The 18,332-nt window shown below is 50.1% G+C and carries 19 protein-coding genes, 1 other RNA gene and 1 riboswitch; of the genes, 11 read left to right on the top strand and 9 right to left on the bottom strand.

Annotated features, from left to right (window positions below):
• Positions 1-41: 41 nt before the first annotated feature.
• The 4 genes from NtB2_RS02705 (at position 42) to NtB2_RS02695 (ending at position 3,192) form a co-directional block, all read left to right on the top strand.
• Entirely contained in the window at positions 42-308 is a 267-nt protein-coding gene (locus tag NtB2_RS02705) for a 6TM ABC transporter family protein (protein ID WP_109245416.1), read from the top strand.
• A 114-nt stretch (positions 309-422) separates the two neighbouring features.
• Positions 423-2,423, top strand: a complete 2,001-nt coding sequence (locus NtB2_RS02700; protein ID WP_109245415.1) for an ABC transporter ATP-binding protein/permease — start codon at positions 423-425, stop codon at positions 2,421-2,423.
• A 146-nt stretch (positions 2,424-2,569) separates the two neighbouring features.
• Complete coding sequence (locus tag NtB2_RS08585) at positions 2,570-2,719, top strand: hypothetical protein (protein WP_165814940.1); 150 nt, start codon at positions 2,570-2,572, stop codon at positions 2,717-2,719.
• Positions 2,720-2,886: 167 nt separating this feature from the next.
• A complete protein-coding gene (locus NtB2_RS02695; RefSeq protein WP_109245414.1) occupies positions 2,887-3,192 on the top strand; it encodes a hypothetical protein in 306 nt (101 codons plus the stop codon).
• Positions 3,193-3,296: 104 nt separating this feature from the next.
• Here NtB2_RS02695 and NtB2_RS02690 read toward each other — a convergent pair whose 3' ends face one another.
• Complete coding sequence (locus NtB2_RS02690; protein WP_109245413.1) at positions 3,297-3,479, bottom strand: hypothetical protein; 183 nt, start codon at positions 3,477-3,479, stop codon at positions 3,297-3,299.
• A 1-nt stretch (position 3,480) separates the two neighbouring features.
• Positions 3,481-4,149 carry a YoaK family protein gene (locus NtB2_RS02685; RefSeq protein ID WP_109245412.1) on the bottom strand — a complete coding sequence of 223 codons (669 nt, stop codon included), beginning with the start codon at positions 4,147-4,149 and terminating at the stop codon, positions 3,481-3,483.
• Between the two features lie 153 nt (positions 4,150-4,302).
• Between NtB2_RS02685 and NtB2_RS02680 the strand changes: the two genes are divergently transcribed.
• The 4 genes from NtB2_RS02680 (at position 4,303) to ffs (ending at position 7,026) form a co-directional block, all read left to right on the top strand.
• Positions 4,303-5,403, top strand: a complete 1,101-nt coding sequence (locus tag NtB2_RS02680) for a vitamin B12 independent methionine synthase (RefSeq protein ID WP_109245411.1) — start codon at positions 4,303-4,305, stop codon at positions 5,401-5,403.
• A 327-nt stretch (positions 5,404-5,730) separates the two neighbouring features.
• Positions 5,731-6,465, top strand: coding sequence for an MBL fold metallo-hydrolase (locus NtB2_RS02675; protein WP_109245410.1), 735 nt, complete (start codon positions 5,731-5,733; stop codon positions 6,463-6,465).
• The gene (gene tadA, locus NtB2_RS02670; protein WP_109245578.1) at positions 6,462-6,929 is read left to right on the top strand and encodes a tRNA adenosine(34) deaminase TadA; all 468 of its coding nucleotides are present in this window, start codon (positions 6,462-6,464) and stop codon (positions 6,927-6,929) included. The genes NtB2_RS02675 and tadA overlap by 4 nt, the downstream gene beginning before the upstream one ends.
• A 16-nt stretch (positions 6,930-6,945) precedes the next feature.
• Positions 6,946-7,026, top strand: an RNA gene (ffs, locus tag NtB2_RS08880) — signal recognition particle sRNA small type.
• A 543-nt stretch (positions 7,027-7,569) separates the two neighbouring features.
• Here the strand turns inward: ffs and NtB2_RS02665 are convergent.
• From NtB2_RS02665 to menB, 4 genes are read right to left on the bottom strand one after another with little or no spacing between them, the layout of a single operon-like run.
• A complete protein-coding gene (locus NtB2_RS02665; RefSeq protein WP_109245409.1) occupies positions 7,570-7,935 on the bottom strand; it encodes a PaaI family thioesterase in 366 nt (121 codons plus the stop codon).
• Complete coding sequence (menC, locus tag NtB2_RS02660; RefSeq protein WP_109245408.1) at positions 7,922-9,010, bottom strand: o-succinylbenzoate synthase; 1,089 nt, start codon at positions 9,008-9,010, stop codon at positions 7,922-7,924. Before menC ends, NtB2_RS02665 begins: the two co-directional genes overlap by 14 nt.
• Positions 9,007-10,320, bottom strand: coding sequence for an o-succinylbenzoate--CoA ligase (gene menE / locus NtB2_RS02655; protein ID WP_109245407.1), 1,314 nt, complete (start codon positions 10,318-10,320; stop codon positions 9,007-9,009). Before menE ends, menC begins: the two co-directional genes overlap by 4 nt.
• A 6-nt stretch (positions 10,321-10,326) precedes the next feature.
• On the bottom strand, positions 10,327-11,169 hold the full coding sequence (gene menB, locus NtB2_RS02650) for a 1,4-dihydroxy-2-naphthoyl-CoA synthase (protein ID WP_109245406.1): 843 nt from the start codon (positions 11,167-11,169) through the stop codon (positions 10,327-10,329).
• 153 nt (positions 11,170-11,322) lie between these two features.
• Positions 11,323-11,391, top strand: a riboswitch (Fluoride riboswitch).
• A 70-nt stretch (positions 11,392-11,461) separates the two neighbouring features.
• On the opposite strand from menB, the gene eno reads away from it, so the two are divergent.
• The 3 genes from eno (at position 11,462) to NtB2_RS02635 (ending at position 14,764) form a co-directional block, all read left to right on the top strand.
• Positions 11,462-12,730: a phosphopyruvate hydratase gene (eno, locus tag NtB2_RS02645; RefSeq protein ID WP_109245405.1), complete on the top strand. Its 1,269-nt coding sequence runs from the start codon at positions 11,462-11,464 to the stop codon at positions 12,728-12,730.
• Between the two features lie 99 nt (positions 12,731-12,829).
• The gene (locus NtB2_RS02640) at positions 12,830-13,648 is read left to right on the top strand and encodes an SDR family NAD(P)-dependent oxidoreductase (RefSeq protein ID WP_109245404.1); all 819 of its coding nucleotides are present in this window, start codon (positions 12,830-12,832) and stop codon (positions 13,646-13,648) included.
• Between the two features lie 69 nt (positions 13,649-13,717).
• Complete coding sequence (locus NtB2_RS02635) at positions 13,718-14,764, top strand: zinc-dependent alcohol dehydrogenase family protein (RefSeq protein ID WP_109245403.1); 1,047 nt, start codon at positions 13,718-13,720, stop codon at positions 14,762-14,764.
• Between the two features lie 8 nt (positions 14,765-14,772).
• Here NtB2_RS02635 and NtB2_RS02630 read toward each other — a convergent pair whose 3' ends face one another.
• The 3 genes from NtB2_RS02630 to NtB2_RS02620 are packed head-to-tail and all read right to left on the bottom strand — an operon-like array spanning position 14,773 to position 18,214.
• On the bottom strand, positions 14,773-15,498 hold the full coding sequence (locus tag NtB2_RS02630) for an alpha/beta fold hydrolase (protein ID WP_109245402.1): 726 nt from the start codon (positions 15,496-15,498) through the stop codon (positions 14,773-14,775).
• Positions 15,488-17,122 carry a 2-succinyl-5-enolpyruvyl-6-hydroxy-3-cyclohexene-1-carboxylic-acid synthase gene (gene menD / locus NtB2_RS02625; protein WP_109245401.1) on the bottom strand — a complete coding sequence of 545 codons (1,635 nt, stop codon included), beginning with the start codon at positions 17,120-17,122 and terminating at the stop codon, positions 15,488-15,490. The genes NtB2_RS02630 and menD overlap by 11 nt, the downstream gene beginning before the upstream one ends.
• Positions 17,123-18,214: an isochorismate synthase gene (locus NtB2_RS02620; protein WP_109245400.1), complete on the bottom strand. Its 1,092-nt coding sequence runs from the start codon at positions 18,212-18,214 to the stop codon at positions 17,123-17,125.
• Between the last annotated feature and the right edge of the window lie 118 nt (positions 18,215-18,332).

The following is an 18,332-nucleotide window of genomic DNA, read 5'->3' as shown; positions in this document are numbered from 1 at the left end:
TATAATAATTCTATATTATTAAAAAGGAAGAATGTTTAATTATGCTGTTCGATTGGGTTATTGGTTTGATATTGCTGGCGATGGGGGTCTTTTATCTGGTGACCAGTGGCGAAGAGCGGATTCGTCAGGTCCTTGAGCAAAATCGGGGCCAGGGCAAGCAACAACAGGCCTTTGACAATGCCCGGACAGAGACAGAGCGAGAAGAAGCGGTCAAGAGCCTGGTCAAGCGGACCCGTGTGATTGCCGTCCTCGCCCTGGTCATCGGGATTGCCTTCGTCATCTATGCGGTGAGCAATGGTTTTCATTAAGAAGTGGCTTTATTTAAGGCCACTTCTTTCATTCCCGCTTAAGAACTTAGTCTGAGGCTTGCTTAAGCACAACGTGATATAATTAGAATGATAAAATAATAGAAAGAAGACATCATGTCAATCTTAGCATTAAAAAATATACGTAAGTCTTATTTCCTTGGCAAGGAAGAATTTCCTGTCCTTCACGGGATCAACCTGGAAGTAGAAAGAGGGGAGTTTGTCAGCCTCCTTGGCGAATCAGGTGGCGGTAAATCCACCCTGATGAATATCATCGGTGGTCTCGACCGCAACTATGAGGGCGATGTCCTCATCGACGGTATGGCCCAAAAATCAAAGACGGAAAAGCACATGGATGCCTACCGGCGTGATACCATTGGCTTTATCTTCCAGTCTTTTAATCTGGTCAACTACCTGTCTGTCCTTGACAATATCCTCCTCTCGCTCAAGATGACGGACCTCTCGACCAAAGAGCAACATGAGCGGGCGGTCGAGCTGACCCGACAGGTCGGCCTCTACGACCATCGCAAGAAGAAGCCAGCCCAGCTCTCAGGCGGACAGAAGCAACGTGTCGCTATTGCCCGGGCCCTGGCCAGTGACCCTGAGATTATCCTGGCCGATGAGCCGACAGGAGCCCTCGACAGCCAAAATACCAAGGAAGTCCTGGCCCTGCTCAATGACATCGCCAAGGCTGGTAAGACCGTCATCGTCGTGACCCACTCACAAGAGGTCGCTGACAACGGGACCCGGATTCTCCACCTGGCAGACGGGAAAATCCTTAAAGACGAACGCCTGAAGCCTGCCTATCCGCTCGAAAATGTCGAAAAAAACTTTGCCACCAAGGCACTGAGCTTTTCTGCGACCAGCCGGACCGCCTTTCAGCACTTTAGCAACAGCTGGAAGATGAACCTCCTGATTGCTATCGGGACAGCGATTGGTCTCTTTTCCGTCATCTTCTTCCTGGGTCTTGGGACTGGTGCGACCAAGTACATGAACGACCAGGTCACCAGTGTAGCCAATCCTAATGTCATGTCTGTCATGAAGCGGGGGGACAATAATCAATCCGCCAATGACCAGCAGGCCCTCCAGACCGCTGAGCAAAATGCTGCGACCAATCCGGCCGGCTCTGAGCTCTCATCAGCTAATATCAGCCAGCTCAAGGCCATTGACAATGTCGAGGCCGTCGACCCTGTCCTTGTCAATGCCAGCCCAAGCCAGATCCAGCTGGGTGAAAACACAGGCCGTGCCCAGAGCATGATGAGCTGGAATCCGATTCTCCAAGAATCCAGTCTTGATGCTGGTCAAAAGCCAGGCAAAAATGAAGTCGTCATCCAGGAAAGCCTGGTGGAGAGTCTCGATGCCAAGGCCTTTGAAAATAAGGACTGGAAGTCGGTGATTGGCAAGGAAGTCCAGCTCCATCTGAACCTCCAGAGCCCGACAGGCATCAAACAGGCAACGGTCAAGCTCAAGATTTCTGGTGTCCTACAGGCCGTGCCTGGCGTGCCCACCCTGGTACCTTCTTACGATACCTTAAAATCAATCTTTGAAGAAAATGGCGTATCTACCACGCCGAATCGGGTCATGGTCACGGTCAACAGCAGTCACAATGTCAAGCAGGTCATGGATGATATTGCTGGCATCAAAGAAAATGGCCAGAAGGTCTATGTGACCCAGGGTGTTGGTGCGATTCTGGATACCATCAATAATATTACCAGTATCGTAGCGGCGGTGCTGGCCTCTATTGCCGGCATCAGCCTGATTGTTTCCATCTTTATGATTGTGGTCACGACCTATATGTCAGTGGCTGAGCGGACCAAGGAAATCGGTGTCCTCCGTGCCCTTGGGGCCCGCCGTAAGGACATCCGTCGCCTCTTTACTTCTGAGAGCGTGATTCTTGGCCTGGTGGCAGCCGTCATTGGGATTGTACTGGCCTTCCTCGGCCAGGCGGCGATTAACGCAGGCCTTCATTCTCTGGTTGGTGGTAATATCGTCCAGATCCAGCTGGGGCAAGTCATTTTCGCGATTGTCATTGCGATTATCATTGCCCTCCTGGCCAGCCTCGCCCCTGCAGGCCGTGCTGCTAAGCTCAATACCATTGATGCATTGGCTGCAGATTAGAAATGGAATCCTGCTGTAATGGGAGTTAAAGCTGTTTCTAAAAAAGAAAAATGAATTAAAAATGAGAGTCTTGCCATATATTTTGCATTGCTCTCATTTTTTTGTTATTATGTAAGGGTAGATAAAATAGAAAGGAGGGCAAAAGAATGAGTAAACCGCTATTTGAGCATCATCGAACACCGGCGAAGTTCTTTGACCGGCTCTATAGTCTCTTATTTTTACCCGGCTTACTCACGCTGATCATCCTGATGATTTTTGCCGTCCTTTATATCTTATCTGGACACTTGCCGGAGTAGGTGCGACTACTGTCCAAGCAGGGCCTGACTAGCCTTGCTTCAACATTTCTTCCTCTTTTAATAAACGAAAAAGCCTTGTGATGGGGGCTTTTTTGCTAGTAATCTGAGGCTTCAAAGTGACTTAGGTCACTTTGGAGTCCAGATTCCTGCAAAAAAGGTTGTGGATATTGAAAGCGAAGCTTTCCTCATTTAATCTGAGGCTTCAAAGTGACTTAGGTCACTTTGAAGCCCATATTTCTGCAAAAAAGGTTATGGATAGGGAAAGCGAAGCTTTCCTCATCAAAAAGGCGGCCAGGGAGATTTTGGAGGATTGCTCAAAACTGGAAAGAGAAAGGGATTTTTTTATCACAGCCTTCCAAATCTTGGCAGAGGGCAGCTACATTTACCATTTTGAAAGTTCAAGCCGGGGTAGAGAAAATATCCAGGAGCTGTTAGAACTCATTAAAATCCTGGACAACAAAGCCCCTGTCTGACTTTTTCAGTAGCCTTTTTATGGATCAGCTCAAAGCGTCCAGTCCCCAATAAAAGAGAGAAAAAGCCCGCCAATCCAGCAGGCTTTTTTCTTTATAAGACCGGGCTAAATCCCAATAATCACGGTCTCCACCTTCTCGATGCCCTCAGTGGTCATCAAGAGCCGGGTCATGCTCTCGACGGTCTCAAGGTCGAAAAAACGCTCTCCGGACAGGTCTTCTTGGATGATTTTAACATTGGCCTCCATGGGCATTTCTTGGAGTTTTGCGATGAGTTCTTGGGTGGTCATATTAATTCCTTTCAAAACGGGCAATCAGGACAACGATACCGAGGAGCAGGCTAGAGCCCAGCATGGTCCAGTTGTCAAAGGCCTTGAGGGCAAAGACGGAGACGAAGGCCCCGACAAAGAAGCTGGTCGCTAAGCTCAGGTAGGTCCAGACGGCATGGAGATTCTCTTTATTTTTGGTCAAAAAATACTGGGCGATATTGACCGACATCGAGCGGAGATTTCCAGTCATGAAAATCGAAGCATAGGCCCGGCCGTGGGTCTTGGTAAAAGTATCGTACTGGATGGCCATAAAGAAGGAGAAAATCCCGACGTATAAGGAAACCGGAAGACGGAGGCCCAGAGCATAGCTTAGTGCAGTGATGGTCACGCCGAGCCACTGGAGGACCAGGAGATAGAGGGCATCAAAGCGATGGTGGTCGGCCAGATAATGAGAATAGAGGCCCCGGGTCACGACCCCAGCAATAAAGAAGAAGATGGGGATGATAAAATTAAGAAAGAGGGCAATATTTCCTTTTGCCAGCTCGAGGGCAGCCTGGATTAAATTTCCAGACTGGGCTCCGATAAAGCGATTTTCAAAGTGGAAGAAGGAAAAGCCATCCATAAAGCCAGCGTTTAAGGCCAGGATAATGGCGATTCGCATCCTTTCTTTTATATCTGCTGAAGTTGTCATAATCTAATTATAACACAGGCTGGCCGGCTGACTGGCCCAGGGCTGTTTTTTTGAAAGCCGGCATAAAAAAATCCTAAGCCGGACATCGGAAAAAAATAAGTTGCAAAGGCCATGAAAGCTGTAAAATAAAACTAAGATTGTGAGGAAATTATTATGGCGATAAAACATTATCATTTTGATCATGTGGGCTCATACCTACGGACTGACCGGCTCAAGAAGGCCAGAGCTGACTTTGCAGCAGGCAAGATCACGGCTGTAGACCTGAAGGCCGTCCAAGAAGCAGAAATCAAGGCCTTGGTCGATAAGGAAGCTGAAATTGGCCTCCAGGCTGTGACTGACGGCGAGTTTAACCGTTCCTGGTGGCATCTGGATTTTATGGCTGGCCTGACCGGTGTCGAGAGCTATGAACAGGAAGCTTCGACCTATCAGTTTCACGGCCAGCAGACCCGGGCGACCAATGTCCGCCTGACCGGCAAGGTCGCTGTCAACAGTGTCCATCCTTTTTTTGCGGACTTTCTCTATCTCAAGTCCATCACGCCAGAAGGCATTGAAGCTAAAGTCACGATTCCTTCGCCGACCATGTTTCTGAGAGATGGCCGGAGCGATGCCTACAGCGACTTTTATGAGAGCTGGAGGGATTATCTGGATGCACTGGCCACGGCCTATCATGACAGCCTCCTCAAGTTTTATGAGTTGGGGGCCCGCTATATCCAGCTCGATGACACGACCTGGGCCTTTCTGATTGCCCGCCTGACGACCGAGGAGGATAAGAGCCCTTATGAAAAGCAGGCGGAAGATGCGGTATATTTGATTAACAAGGTCCTTGAGGACTTGCCGACAGACCTCCGTGTGACGACCCATATCTGTCGGGGGAATTTTAAGTCAACCTACCTCTTTGAGGGCTCTTATGCCCCAGTGGCTAAATACCTGGGCCAGCTCAACTATGACAGCTTCTTCCTCGAATACGACGATGCCAGAAGTGGCGACTTCGGCCCCCTTGCTGAGATTTGGAATGGCCGTAAGGATGTCTTGATTGTTCTCGGTGTCTTTACTTCCAAGTTTGCCGCCCTCGAGCCAGAGCGGGCCATCCTGAGCCGACTCCATGAGGCCGCAGCCCTCGTTCCCCTAGAAAATCTCGCCCTCTCGACCCAGTGTGGATTTGCCTCGACCGAAGAAGGCAACGACCTGAGCGAGGAGGAAGAATGGGCGAAGCTGGCTCATATTAAGAAGATGGTGGATCAGATTTGGAAATGAGTTTGGTTTTATAGTCAAGGAAGCCAGAAAAATAGGCCCGAGTGAAGTGGAGGAAAGCTGGCAAAGCATAGTGAAATAAGGCGAATCTGGAGACCTTCAGGGCTCCAGATTTAGACATGGAAGCCGAAGGCTTCGCTGTCCCCATGCGACTACTCGCTTTAGCGACTTAGCGAGCGTGGAGAGCGTAGTGGCGTAGCCACGAAGATGGCCTCACTATGCTTTGCCAGCTTTCCGGAACGCAACGGACCTCATTAGCAGAATAACAGGTCAAAGCACCTGTTTTTTTGATATAATTAAAGGAAGTTAAAATAGAAGCGAGGAAAAGGCATGAAAGTCACAGCTTTAGGCGTCTGGGGGGGCTATCCTACCCGGGATGCGGGGACGACCAGTTATTTAGTGCAGTCAGAGGACGGCTTTAATCTCCTGCTGGACTGCGGGAGCCGGGCGGTGACTGAGCTCGAGCATGAGCTGTCGCCAAATGACTTGGATGCTGTGATTCTCAGTCATTATCATGAAGACCATATTGCTGACCTGGGTGCCCTCAGGCAGTACCGACAGTTGCAGGCGGTCCGTCCAGGCCTCTTGCCGATTTATGGACATGATAAAAATGTCTATGAATTTAATAAATTGAGCCTCGACGGCGTTTCTGAAGGGCGAGCCTATGATGTTGATCATGGCATGAGCATCGGGCCTTTTGATATCCGCTTTTTGGAGACCGTCCATCCTGTCCTGAATTACGCCATGCGGATTGAGGAGAGGACGACGGGCAAGATCCTGGTTTTCACGGGAGATACGGGATTTTTTGACGGTCTGGCAGACTTTGCGGCAGAAGCCGACCTCTTCCTAGCCGACGTCTATTTCTTCAAAGACAAGGCAAAAATGCCAAATCACCTCTCTTCTGCTGAGGCAGGGGAAATCGCTCGTCAAGCGGGCGTGAAAAAGCTGGTCTTGACCCATTTACCACAAGTGGGCGACCTTGACTTGCTGACGCAGGAGGCCCAGGAGTTGGCAGGGCAGCTCCCTGTTGAGCTGGCTAGCCCCCATAAGAAGTGGGTGCTCTGATGTTTAGCCAAGAAGAAAAAGAATTTTTCATGCGGGAGGCCATGCAGGAAGCCAAAAAGGCGGGGGATAATGAAGAGGTCCCAATCGGGGCCGTCATCGTCAAGGACGGCGAAATCATCGCCCGGGGCTATAATCGCAGGGAAATTGATAAGCAAGCCATCCACCACGCAGAAATTACGGCGATTGAGGAGGCCAACCGGGTCATCGGCAACTGGCGTCTCCTTGATTGTGCCCTCTTTGTGACGATTGAGCCCTGTGTCATGTGTGCAGGGGCCATCGGCCTGGCCAGGATTCCAGAGGTCTATTTTGGGGCGACCAATCCCAAGTTTGGGGCGGTCAAGAGCCTCTACCAGATTCTGGAGGATGAACGGCTCAACCACCGGGTCCAGGTCGAACACGGCATTTTAGAAGCCGACTGTGCCGCCATCATGCAGGACTTCTTTAGTGCTCGCAGAAAAAAATGAAATATGTTATAATAGTCTTCGGGCAATAAGTCACTTGTGAAGCGTGTCAGGACCTGACGGTAGCAGCACTAAGCCTGGGACTTATGTGCCTTTTTGTGTAAACAAATGTCCAGTGGACATTTGTTCTGTTCTCAAAGCATGCTGGCAGAAGCCAGTAATCTGGAAAAGAGAAGGCCTATCTCTAGCACTGTCTAAGAGCCTAGAGCCTTAAGAGAAGTAAAAGTAAACCTGTCCGGTGGACATTTGTTCTGGTTCAGCAGTATGCTAAAAAAACTAAAACTAGCACCGAGCTCAAACCGAGAGCTTCATCAAAATAACTATTAATTCAACGTTTAGGAGGAAATATGAAAATCTTTAGCTTGATTCTTTACGGCCTTATCGTCTTGATTCTTTTGATGCTGGCTTTAAGAATTGTGATTGATTTCTTCCGGAGAAAAGACGAAGATTTATAGAATGAAAAAAGGGCTGTGTTGGCAGTCCTTTTTTGTTTATAAGGTCTGTTGCCTTCCGGAAATTCTAAAAAGTACTGTAGGGCCCGCGAGCAAAGCTTCGCTTTCATTGCTAAGTTGGAAGTGCTTTGGTCTTCCGACTTGCCTTTTTCACAGTGTTTTTCAGAATTTCTGAAAAGGCATGCCAGCTCTTAGATTTCTACAAGTGCATTGGTCACCCGTACTACCGAGATAAGCTTTTCCTCCTTCATAAAGCGGATTTCCCAGACATGGCTGGTCTTACCGCTCAATAGGAGCTCGCCGATAATCTTGAGGCTCCCCTCGGCCTTCGTTGGTCGGAGGTGGTTGCCGGAGATGGCTTGGCCTACGGCGAAATGCTGGTCGTCAGTGATTTGATTGCTGGCCATGCCAGCCAGGATTTCAGCGCTGGCGAGGGTTGCCCCGCCGTTCAGGTAGCCTTGAGGTTGGGCGTGGAAGTCGCTGAGGGTCATGCTGGCTTCAAAGCCGCTGCTGGTCAGGTTGACGAGTTTGAGGTTTAGGCTTTCAATGAGGTTCATTGCTGAATTGCTCCTTTCGGATAGTGACTTGCTCGAGGAGTCCTTCATTAACAGAGACACCAATGCCGGGTCCCTTAGGCAGGCTCATTTTGCCTTCTTCAAAATGAAGGTCAGGCTCAATGAGGTCTGCTTCAAAATAATGCTTGGAGGCAGACAGGTCACCTGGCATGACGTTGCCTGCTAGGCCAGACAGACCGGCATGGAGGATTTTAGAAATTCCGGTCTCGACCATAGAGCCAATCCAGAAGGGGAGGCCCTCCTGCCGGCAATAGCGGATGATTTCTCGGGTCTGATAAAGACCGCCCAGACGACCAATCTTGATGTTGAGCCAGGGCCTTGCGACCAGCTGTTGCATCGCCTTGATGTCCTCGAGACTCTGGACGGATTCGTCAAAGCAGATGGGGGTCTGGAGTTTGAGCATCGAGTAGTCTGCTGGATTGGCCAGTGGCTCTTCAATGCAGTGAAGACCAAGCTGGTCAAGACTTTCAAGTTTTTTCCAGTCCTGGAAAGATTGGTTGGCATCTGCGAGAAAATCAAGTTGGGGATAGTTTTTAAGAATCTCGCCAAGGCTGGCAATATCTGTCTCAGGGCTGATTTTGAGCTTGATACGATGAACGCCGCTGTTTGCAAGCTTGGAAATGGCCTCGTCGAGCTCCTCTAAAGGCATTTCGCCCAGGACACTACCCTGACTAATCTGCTCGGCCGGAGTTTCGCCAAAGTAGCCAGCAATGAGGTTTTCACCCTTTTTCTTATAAAGCAAGTCAAGCAGGGCGTTTTCAAGACCAGCCAAAGCCATGGGTGAGGCCGAGCCAAGCAGGTCTTGAAGCCGACTGCTTTCATTAAAATGAGAAAGTCGCAAGACTTTCGGAATATAGTCCTGACAAAGCACATTCCAGGCAGAGTCTAGGGTTTCAGCCGTATAAAAAGGAGTCGTAAAGGCCACACATTCACCACAACCAACAAGGCCGTCCTCTTCAGCCCAGATAATAATAGATTCCCGCTTTTTAATTTCGCTCTTAGCCGTCTTAAAGTCAAACTTCATCGGCAACTGGATATGGTAAAGGCTGATTTTCATGAGAGTAACTCTTTTCTTAAAATCTTACCTGAAGTATTTTTCGGCAGGCTATCCATGATAATGATGGCCTTGGGGAGCTTGTAGCTGGCCAGATGCTCCTTCATAAAGAGATTGAGCTCGACCGCCCGGTAGTCCGTCGCAACATAGAGGACGGGGACCTGGCCCCACTGCTCATTAGCTTGTGGGACGACGGCACACTCACGGACACCGGGGAGTTGATAGAGCAGGTCTTCGATTTCCTTGGGGTAAATGTTTTCTCCGCCAGAAATGATGATGTCGGTCCGGCGGTTCAAGATATGCAGGTAGTCGTCAGCGTCCAGATAGCCGATGTCGCCGGTCTCAAGAAAGTCACCGATAGGCTCCCGGTCCAGATAGCCAGCCATGAGGGCAGGCGATGAAAGCCAGACCTCGCCGATGCCGTCAGCGTCTTTCTTTCGAATCTCTAGCGTCACTCCAGGAAGAGGCCGGCCCACACTCTCGGCCTTCTCAGGGGCATCGAGGATGTTAAAGGTCACAGACTGAGAAAAGGTCTCGGTCATGCCGTAGGTCTTATATATAGGAAGTTGCTTCTCAAGAGCCGTCGTGATCAGGCTTTGGGGAATGTATTCTCCACCCAGCAAAATCATCCGCAGCCGATGCCGTTCGAGCCGGTCAATCATCCGCTTGAGCTGGGTTGGCACCAGCGACATCATATTGACCGCCTCATTTTCAACTAGGCTGAGAATCTCTTCTTCATTAAAGGCAGGCAAAATCGTCGCCCGAGTACCGTTGTAGAGGCTCCGCATGATTATTGACAGGCCACTGACATGGAAAATGGGCAGGACGACCAGCCAGTTGTCATCGACTTCGACACCGATTCGCTCGGCAGACATGGCGACCTGGGCAGAAATCATCCCCCAAGTAATCGGCACGGTCTTAAATTTCCCGGTCGTGGCTGAGGTATTCATGAGGATGGCAATCTTGTCGTCAGCCGGCTCCCAGTTGAGGTCTGGTGTGCGCTCAGGCATGACAGGGGGGAGATTATCAGGGTCAATGATTTGACTGATGCCAAGACTTGCCGTCTGTTCAGCGATTTCGCCCTCTGTCAGCCTTTGGTTGAGCATGAGGACTTCTTTGCCCAGGGCCAGCAAGGCAAAAAGACTGAGCAGGCTGCTCAGCTTATTTTCTGCCTTGAGGGCGACACGGGGCTCAGCGATGTCTTGGAGCTGGGCGGCACGAGTCACGACCTGGACCATGACTTGTCGAAAGGTCAGATCATTTAAGAATAATTTTTCAGGCTTTTTAATCGCCTGTTCTTTTAACCATTTCATGAGCTATTATGGGAATTTAGGGAATTTGTCAAAGTCAGGTTTGCGTTTTTCAACAAAGGCATCGCGGCCTTCCTTGGCTTCATCTGAAGTATAGTAGAGAAGCGTTGCATCGCCGGCAAATTGCTGGAGGCCGGCTAAGCCGTCTGTTGCGGCATTAAATGAGGCCTTGAGCATGCGGAGAGCCATTGGCGAGAGGGCCAGCATCTCTTCTGCCCACTTCACGGTCTCTGCTTCGAGCTGGTCAAATGGCACAACCGTATTAACCATGCCCATATCTAGGGCTTCTTGAGCCGTGTATTGACGGCAGAGGAACCAGATTTCACGAGCCTTTTTCTGGCCAACCATAGCAGCGAGCAAGCCAGCACCGTAACCCGCATCAAATGAACCAACACGAGGACCTGTTTGTCCAAAGCGGGCATTTTCAGAAGCAATAGAAAGGTCACAGACGATGTGGAGAACGTGTCCACCACCGATGGCAAAGCCGTTAACCATCGCAATAACAGGCTTTGGAATGATACGAATCAGGTGTTGCAGGTCAAGGACGTTCAAGCGGGGAATGTTATCTTCACCGACATAACCACCATTTCCACGAACCTTTTGGTCACCGCCAGAGCAGAAGGCCTCTTTTTCTTCGCCTTGACCATGATTGGCACCAGTCAAGATAATCACGCCGACTTCAGCATCCTCACGGGCATCCGTAAAGGCTGTAATCAGCTCATTGACCGTCTTTGGCCGGAAAGCATTACGCACCTCAGGCCGGTTGATGGTGATTTTGGCAATGTGGTTGTAGACTTCATATTTGATGTCTTCATAGTTGCGGGGTCCAGCGACCCAGTTAAATGTTGTCATGTGTTCTCCTTTTTGAGTTGCTATCTTTTAATTATAACATGGCTTTCAGGAGATGGATAAGCTTAGAAATTTAGAATCTTTAGAAGACATAAGGAGGGGCAGAAAAGTCTCTTTCTGAAGATTGACAGGACAATATCAAAGGTCTATACTGGAATTAATGATGGGAATGGTGCACTCCCGAAACTGTTTCAAGCGATTGATTCTGATGGCACCTACAATGCAAAACACTTGACCAGCAAGTGGCGTATTGTAGTGTGCTTTTTGTTTGGTCAAAAGACTAAAGGAGGACGTGATGTCTGAAAAAATCGTGATTGAAAAGATTTTTGCAAGAGAAATTTTTGATTCCCGGGGAAATCCCACCATAGAGGTCGACGTAAGGCTGTCAGATGGGAGCTTTGGTCGGTCAGCAGTGCCTTCAGGTGCCTCAAGGGGTGACCGAGAAGCCGTCGAGCTAAGAGATGGGGGTAAACGCCTTGGAGGAAAGGGAGTCCAAAAGGCCGTGGCCAATGTAAATGGGGTGATTGCTACGGCTTTAGAGGGCTCAGAAGCATTTCAGCAAGCTGATATTGACCAGTGCTTGATTGAACTCGATGGGACGGACAATAAGTCTAAGCTGGGAGCCAATGCTATGCTGGGCGTCTCTATGGCGATCGCCAGAGCGAGTGCCGCCTCCCAGGGCTGTCCCCTTTACCGATACCTTGGAGGTGTCGACTTGGAGCTTCCTCTCCCCTTTTTCAATATCATCAACGGTGGCGTGCACGCCGACTCAGGCATTGATGTCCAAGAGTTTTTGATTACGCCCTTGAAGCGAAAGTCCTTCCGGGACGGCCTGGAAAAGGTGGCCAATATTTACCATAAGTTGAAAGACCTCCTCAAAGAAGAAGGCTACGAGACTGCCGTAGGCGACGAAGGCGGTTTTGCCCCAAAACTAGCCAGCACAGCAGAGGCAATTGAATTTATCATTGAAGCGATTAGCATGTCTGGCTATAAGGCGGGGAGCGAGATTGGGATTGCCCTCGACCCGGCTTCGAGCGAGTTTTATGACCCCAAAAAAGCCAGCTATCACTTTGAGGGCAAGAGCTTGACTTCTGCAGAGCTACTGGACTATTATCAGGATTTGATTCAAAAATTTCCCGAGATCATCTCAATAGAAGACGGCTTTTCAGAGCATGACTGGGAGGGCTTTGAAGCCCAGACCAAGGCGATGGGGGACAAGATTCAGCTGATTGGCGATGATATTTTTGTGACCAATCCTGCCATCTTTGCAGAAGGCATTAAAAAAGGCATTGCTAATTCAATCTTAATTAAGCTCAATCAAATCGGGACGGTGACGGAGACGATGGAGACCATCAAATTGGCCAGAAAGGCGGGTTACAAGACCATGATTTCCCACCGCTCTGGTGAAACGGTCGATAGCTTCATTGCTGATTTTGCGGTGGCGATGAAGGCTGGCCAAATCAAGACGGGCTCCTTTGCCCGGGGCGAGCGGATCGAAAAATACAATCAATTTTTGCGAATTGAAGAGGAATTGGGCGAGAAAGCCAAGTTAGCAGAATATTAAGGCAGAAATCATCCATCCAGGATGATTTTTTTGGACAATCCCTCATTCTTCTTATACAATTAATATTGTAGTAAAAATGCAATCAGTAGAGGAGATAGGATGACGGATAAAAAAGTAGTGGCAATCACAGGAGCGTCAAATGGCATGGGCTATGAGGCCGTGAAAGTCTTTGCCAAGCGGGGCTGGAAGGTCTACGCCGGGGCTAGACGGGTCGAGAAGATTCCGACCGGGGAAAATATCGTCGCAGTCAGGCTCGACGTCACAGACTCTGCTGTGAACAAGGGCTTTATCCAGGCGATTTTAGAGGATGCTGGCCATATTGATGCCCTGGTCAACAATGCTGGCTACGGAGAATTTGGCCCGACCGAAGAGATTCCGCTGGATCGGGCTAAGCAACAGTTTGACACCAATTACTTTGGGGCTGTAGAGCTGACCAATCTGGTCCTGCCAGGCATGCGGGAGCAGGGCTATGGCCGGATTCTCAATGTCTCAAGTGTCGGTGGCGACCTCTACACACCACTCGGGGCCCATTATTATGCCAGCAAGGCGGCTCTCCAGCAATGGAGCGACACGCTTGACCTCGAGGTCAGCCCCTTTGGCATCCGGAGCATTATCATTCAGCCGGCAGCAACCGCGTCTAACTGGGGCAATATCGCCTTTGAAAATGCAGAAGAAAATCTAAAGGCCGACAGCCCTTATGGCAACCTGATCAAGGCGACGGCAAGGTTGACGACGGCGACCAGCAAGGGGGCGACCTCTGAAAATCTGGCCGAAGACTTCTATCAGGCAATTACTGCAAGACGGCCCAAGCTCCGCAATTACCATTCAGGGCGTGACCGGATGATGGTGGCCTTTGCAAGGAGCTTTCCGGGCCTTTACCGGATGGCCTTAAAGCAGGTCTTTCGGAGAATGAAATAATCAGACAACATGTCTGCATTAACCTTTCTCATGGTGTTATAATAATTAAGAAAGCGAGGATTAAAATTTATGAAATCAGCTGTATTTATGGGGACCAAGCAGGTCGAACTTGTCGATATTGAGCGTCCTAAAATCGAAAAGCCGACAGACGCCCTGATCAAGATTGTCCGGGCCTGTGTCTGTGGCTCAGACCTCTGGCGTTATCGGGGAATTTTTGAAGCAAAATCAGGTGAGCCAACCAGCGGCCACGAGGCGATTGGGATTATAGAAGAAGTCGGCGAAGATGTGAAAAACTTTAAGGCAGGCGATTTTGTTATCGTGCCTTTTACACATGGTTGTGGCCATTGCGTGCCTTGTCTTGCCGGCTTTGAAAATAGCTGTGAAAATGCGGACGATGCCCACGGAACCTTCCAGGCCGAGTTTTACCGGGCGATTAACGCTGACGGTGCCCTGGTCAAGATTCCTGGACAGCCGAGCGATTATACGGAAGAACAGCTGGCTTCATTGACGACTCTATCAGACGTGATGCCAACAGGTTTTCACGCCGCAAAACAGGCGGGCGTGAAGGCAGGCGACACGGTTGTGGTCTTTGGCGACGGGGCTGTCGGTCTCTGTGCCGTGATTGGTGCCAAGCTCTTGGGGGCTAAACGCATCATTGCTATGAGCCGGCATGAAGACCGGGCGGCCCTGGCCCGTGAATTTGGGGCGACCGACATTGTCGCTGAGCGTGGCGAAGCTGCGGTCAAGAAATTGATGGAAATGACCAATGGCTCAGGGGCGGATGCTGTTCTTGAATGTGTCGGCATGAAGGATTCAGTCGAGACGGCCTTCCAGGTCGCCCGTGCCGGTGCCAATGTCTCCCGGGTCGGTCTGCCCAACGACGTCGACTACAACAAGTACCTGGACAAGATGTTCCGCAAGAACATCGGCCTGGTCGGCGGGATTGCCTCTGTTAAACGCTGGGACGAAGAGATTCTTCTGGAGAAGGTCCTGTCAGGCGAAATCAATCCTGGCCGTGTCTTTACAGCGGCCTACAGCCTTGATGAGATTCAGCAGGCCTATGTCGATATGGATGAACGCAAGACGATTAAGTCTTTGATTAAGGTTTCAGACTAAATAAAAAATCAGTCGATTAGGACTGATTTTTTATTTAGAAAAGCTTGAATTGCCTCTTGAAAGGCTTTGGGGGCCTCCAGATGGATATTATGGCCAGCTTGTGGGATGATGACATGTTGCTCGGGGAAATAAGTCTCGCCGATGGCCGTATATTTCTTGTCGAGAGCGCCAGAGAGGTAGAGGAGGGGCATGGTCAGCTGAGAAATCGTATCACCCAGATAGGGTAGGACGCCCTGGCCAGTCATGCGGAGGGTCTGTGCAAGTCGTTTAGGATCATTGCTGGCCCTACTTTGCCAGACCTTGTCCTGAAGCTCTTGAGGTAGGTTTTTTTGACTTTCAAAAATGGGAGTCGCCGCCCAGAAATCAGCGAACCAGGCAGAGCCATTGAGCTCAATCTTTTGAGCCAAGGCCTCGTCGGATACCCGTCGTTCCTGTCTTTCCTGCTCATTTTTAATGCCGACAGAGGCCGATTCTAAAATGAGAAAGTCCAAAGGATGCTCCATCGCATAATGAAGGGCTAGGCGTCCGCCCATCGAATAGCCAATCAGGCCGAAGCTCTGGCCGTCAGCAAGCTGAGTCAAGCGTTCGTGAATGCTTTTGATGGCTTCTTCCAAGGGCAGGCAGGCGATGTCTTCAAGGCTGATGGCCATCAGCTCAAAGCCTTCTAAGTTCAAATTTCCCCAGGTCTCAGGATGCTCTGAAAAGCCGTGGAGGGCAAAGATTTTATTGTTCATAGCTCGTGTATTTCTTGTGAAGATTGAGGCTGTGCTCTTTATCAGTTTTGATTTCTAAGAGGTGAATTCCTTTTTTAGTAATGGCTTCTGTGAACTGCTCGGTAAAATCTTCATAATCTTTTATCTCGTGATAATCCAAGCCAGTCAGCTTGGCCAGACCAGAAAAGTCCAGGCCGTGGGGGGTCGAGAAGAGCCGGTCAAAATGCTTGGCATCATGCTGGGCCAGATGGTGGAAGATGCCACCGCCGTCGTTGTTAAAAAGGATGATGGTCAGGTTGAGTGCTTCAGTCTTTCCGACAGTCAAGCCAGTCAAGTCATGGAAGAAGGAGAGGTCGCCGGTCAGCATGACGGTCTTTTTTCCATTTGCGGAAATACCAAGGGCGGTTGAAGTCAGGCCGTCAATACCGCTTAGACCCCGGTTGCAGTAGATATCGACCTGCTTTTGGCTGGCCTTCCAGAAGTAGTCCAGGTCCCGGATTTCCATGGAGTTGGAGCTGGACAGCTGACTGCCTGCTGGCATGAGTTCTTGAAGGAGCTGGACATAACGGCCTTCGAAGGGGCTGGCTTCATTAGCAACAGTGTCGAGCTTAGCCCGCATCTTGTCCTGTACGGCCTGCCATTGGCTGAGGTATTGGCTGTCCTCCCGCTCAAGCTGACAGCCTGAGACGAAGGCCTTGACATGACTTTGGACAATCTCGGTCGTCGTCTGCGAGGGATTACGATAGTCGCTTTCATAGTCGACCTGGACATAGTCGCAGTCGAGCCTGGCGATGTACTGCTGGACCCGCTTAGAGACGACGATTTGGCCAAATTGAAAGATGAGCTCGGGTTTGAGTTGTTCAGCTAAAGCTGTATCGGTCAAGAAGGCATCGTAGCTGTCGATGAGGACAGGGCTCTCAAAGCTCCGCAGCTTGGATAGCGGATCGGCGAGGACAGGGGCCTTGAGCTTTTCTGCAAAGCGGATAATGTCTTCCTGGGCGGACTCGGTCGTTGCCCCAGCTAAAATCAGGACTTTGTTAGGAAGTTGCTCAAAGTCCCAGTCGGTAGACATTGTTCCGGCTGATAAGCTAAAAGACCTTCTGCCCTTCGCAAAGTTTTCAGGGTCAAGGTCAGGCACCAGAGGCTCGCTCAGGGGGACGTTAATCTGCACGGGTAGGCTCTGACCTTTTAGAACAGCCCGCTGTGCGACCTTGCGAGGATAGGTCCAAAAGAGCTTTTCATCAGGCCTAATCATATTCTCGAAATGATTGACAAAATCGCCAAAAAGCCGGGTCTGGTCCATGGTCTGAGGGGCCCCGACAAACTGGAGGTCATAGGGCCTGTCAGCTGTCAGGATAATCAGGGGCACTCGGCTATGCCAGGCTTCAGTCACGGCTGGATAATAGTGGGCCCCAGCCGAACCAGAAGTACAGATGAGGACGACAGGCTTCTTGCTGGCCTTGGCGGTACCCAGGGCGAAAAAGCCGGCAGAGCGCTCGTCAATGTCGACATAGGTTGAAAATTTGCCGTATTCTTCAAAGAGCATGGCCAGCGACGTAGACCTAGAGCCAGGACTCACGACCACGTCACGGATGCCGAGCTGGTAAAATTCATCGACCAGTGTGGCCAGATAATTATTGTTCATTTATAGCGCCTCTAATATGGTTTTTAGTTTGACTTGTGTTTCATCAAATTCAGCCTGGCAATCACTGCCGGCGACAAGGCCACAGCCTGCGTAGGCAGTGAGCTGATTGTCTTTGATCGTCGCCGAGCGAATGCCGACGATGATGGTGCCGTTGCCCTCAGAATCAAGGACGCCAAGCGGGGCCGCATAGTGGCCACGCTCATAGCCCTCATGCTCTTTTAGGAGCTTCAGGGCGACGTCAGACGGCTCTCCGCCCAGGGCAGGCGTAGGGTGGAGGAAGCTGGCCCAGTCGGTCAGACTGCTAGTGGCGTCATCCTCGGCTTGAATCAGTGTCCTCAGATGAAAGACGTTTTTAAGCGACATCAGATGGAGCTCACTCGTGCTGACCTGCTGGGCCTTTGCCTGCATCTTGTCTCTGATTTTTTTGACGACAATGGCGTGTTCAGCCTTGTTCTTAGGGTCGGCAAGGAGCATTTGGCCGTCGGGGTCGCTCGCTTTTGAGGCCGTGCCTGCGAGGGCGTAGCTTAGGATGGCTGAATTTTCTTTTTGGACGAGGATTTCAGGGGAGGCTCCGAGGAAGGTTTCGCTACCATTGTCAAAGGCAAAGACGAAATTCTCAGGATTAGAAAGCATCAATTTTTTAAGAATCGAAGGAATGTCAAAGTCCTCAGGACTCGTGTAGGACAGCTGTCTTGAGGCTACAATCTTCTCTGCCTGGCCGGACTGGATGGCCGTCATGATCCGGTCAAAAAGCCTCTGCCAGCTGGCATAGTCGCTGACTTCTTCAGCGATGTCATGCTGTTTGAGGGGGATTTCTTGCTCTAAAATCTCGACGGCTTTGCCACTGTAATAGTAGCTCTGACGGCCTTCAGTCATGACAAAGTAATGCTTGAAGCTGAGCAGCTCTTTTTTCTCTGAGTCAAAAAAGTCCTGCCAGTAAAAGCGGTAGGGAGCATCCGGCTCATCGCTGATCCCAGCTCCGATGATGATTTTCCCTTGGCCATACCAAAAAAAGCGGTCATCGCTCTGGTCAAAGGCCTGCCAAAAGTTGAGGGGGTCGTTAAGTTGGAGTGTTTTTTCTATATAAGTCATGGTATTTACTTCATAAATTATAACACAAAGGCCAGAAGCCCCTCAGTTATTGGGTTTGCTAATCTGTCTAACTGTCAGCTAGACTAACCTTTCTAAGGTTATAAATGCTATAATTAAG

Origin of the sequence: Lactococcus termiticola, from assembly GCF_003116835.1 — a bacterium.
GTDB lineage: Bacteria > Bacillota > Bacilli > Lactobacillales > Streptococcaceae > Lactococcus > Lactococcus termiticola.
The sequence above is the reverse complement of the archived record's forward strand: the minus strand, read 5'-3'. Positions and strand labels throughout refer to the sequence as shown.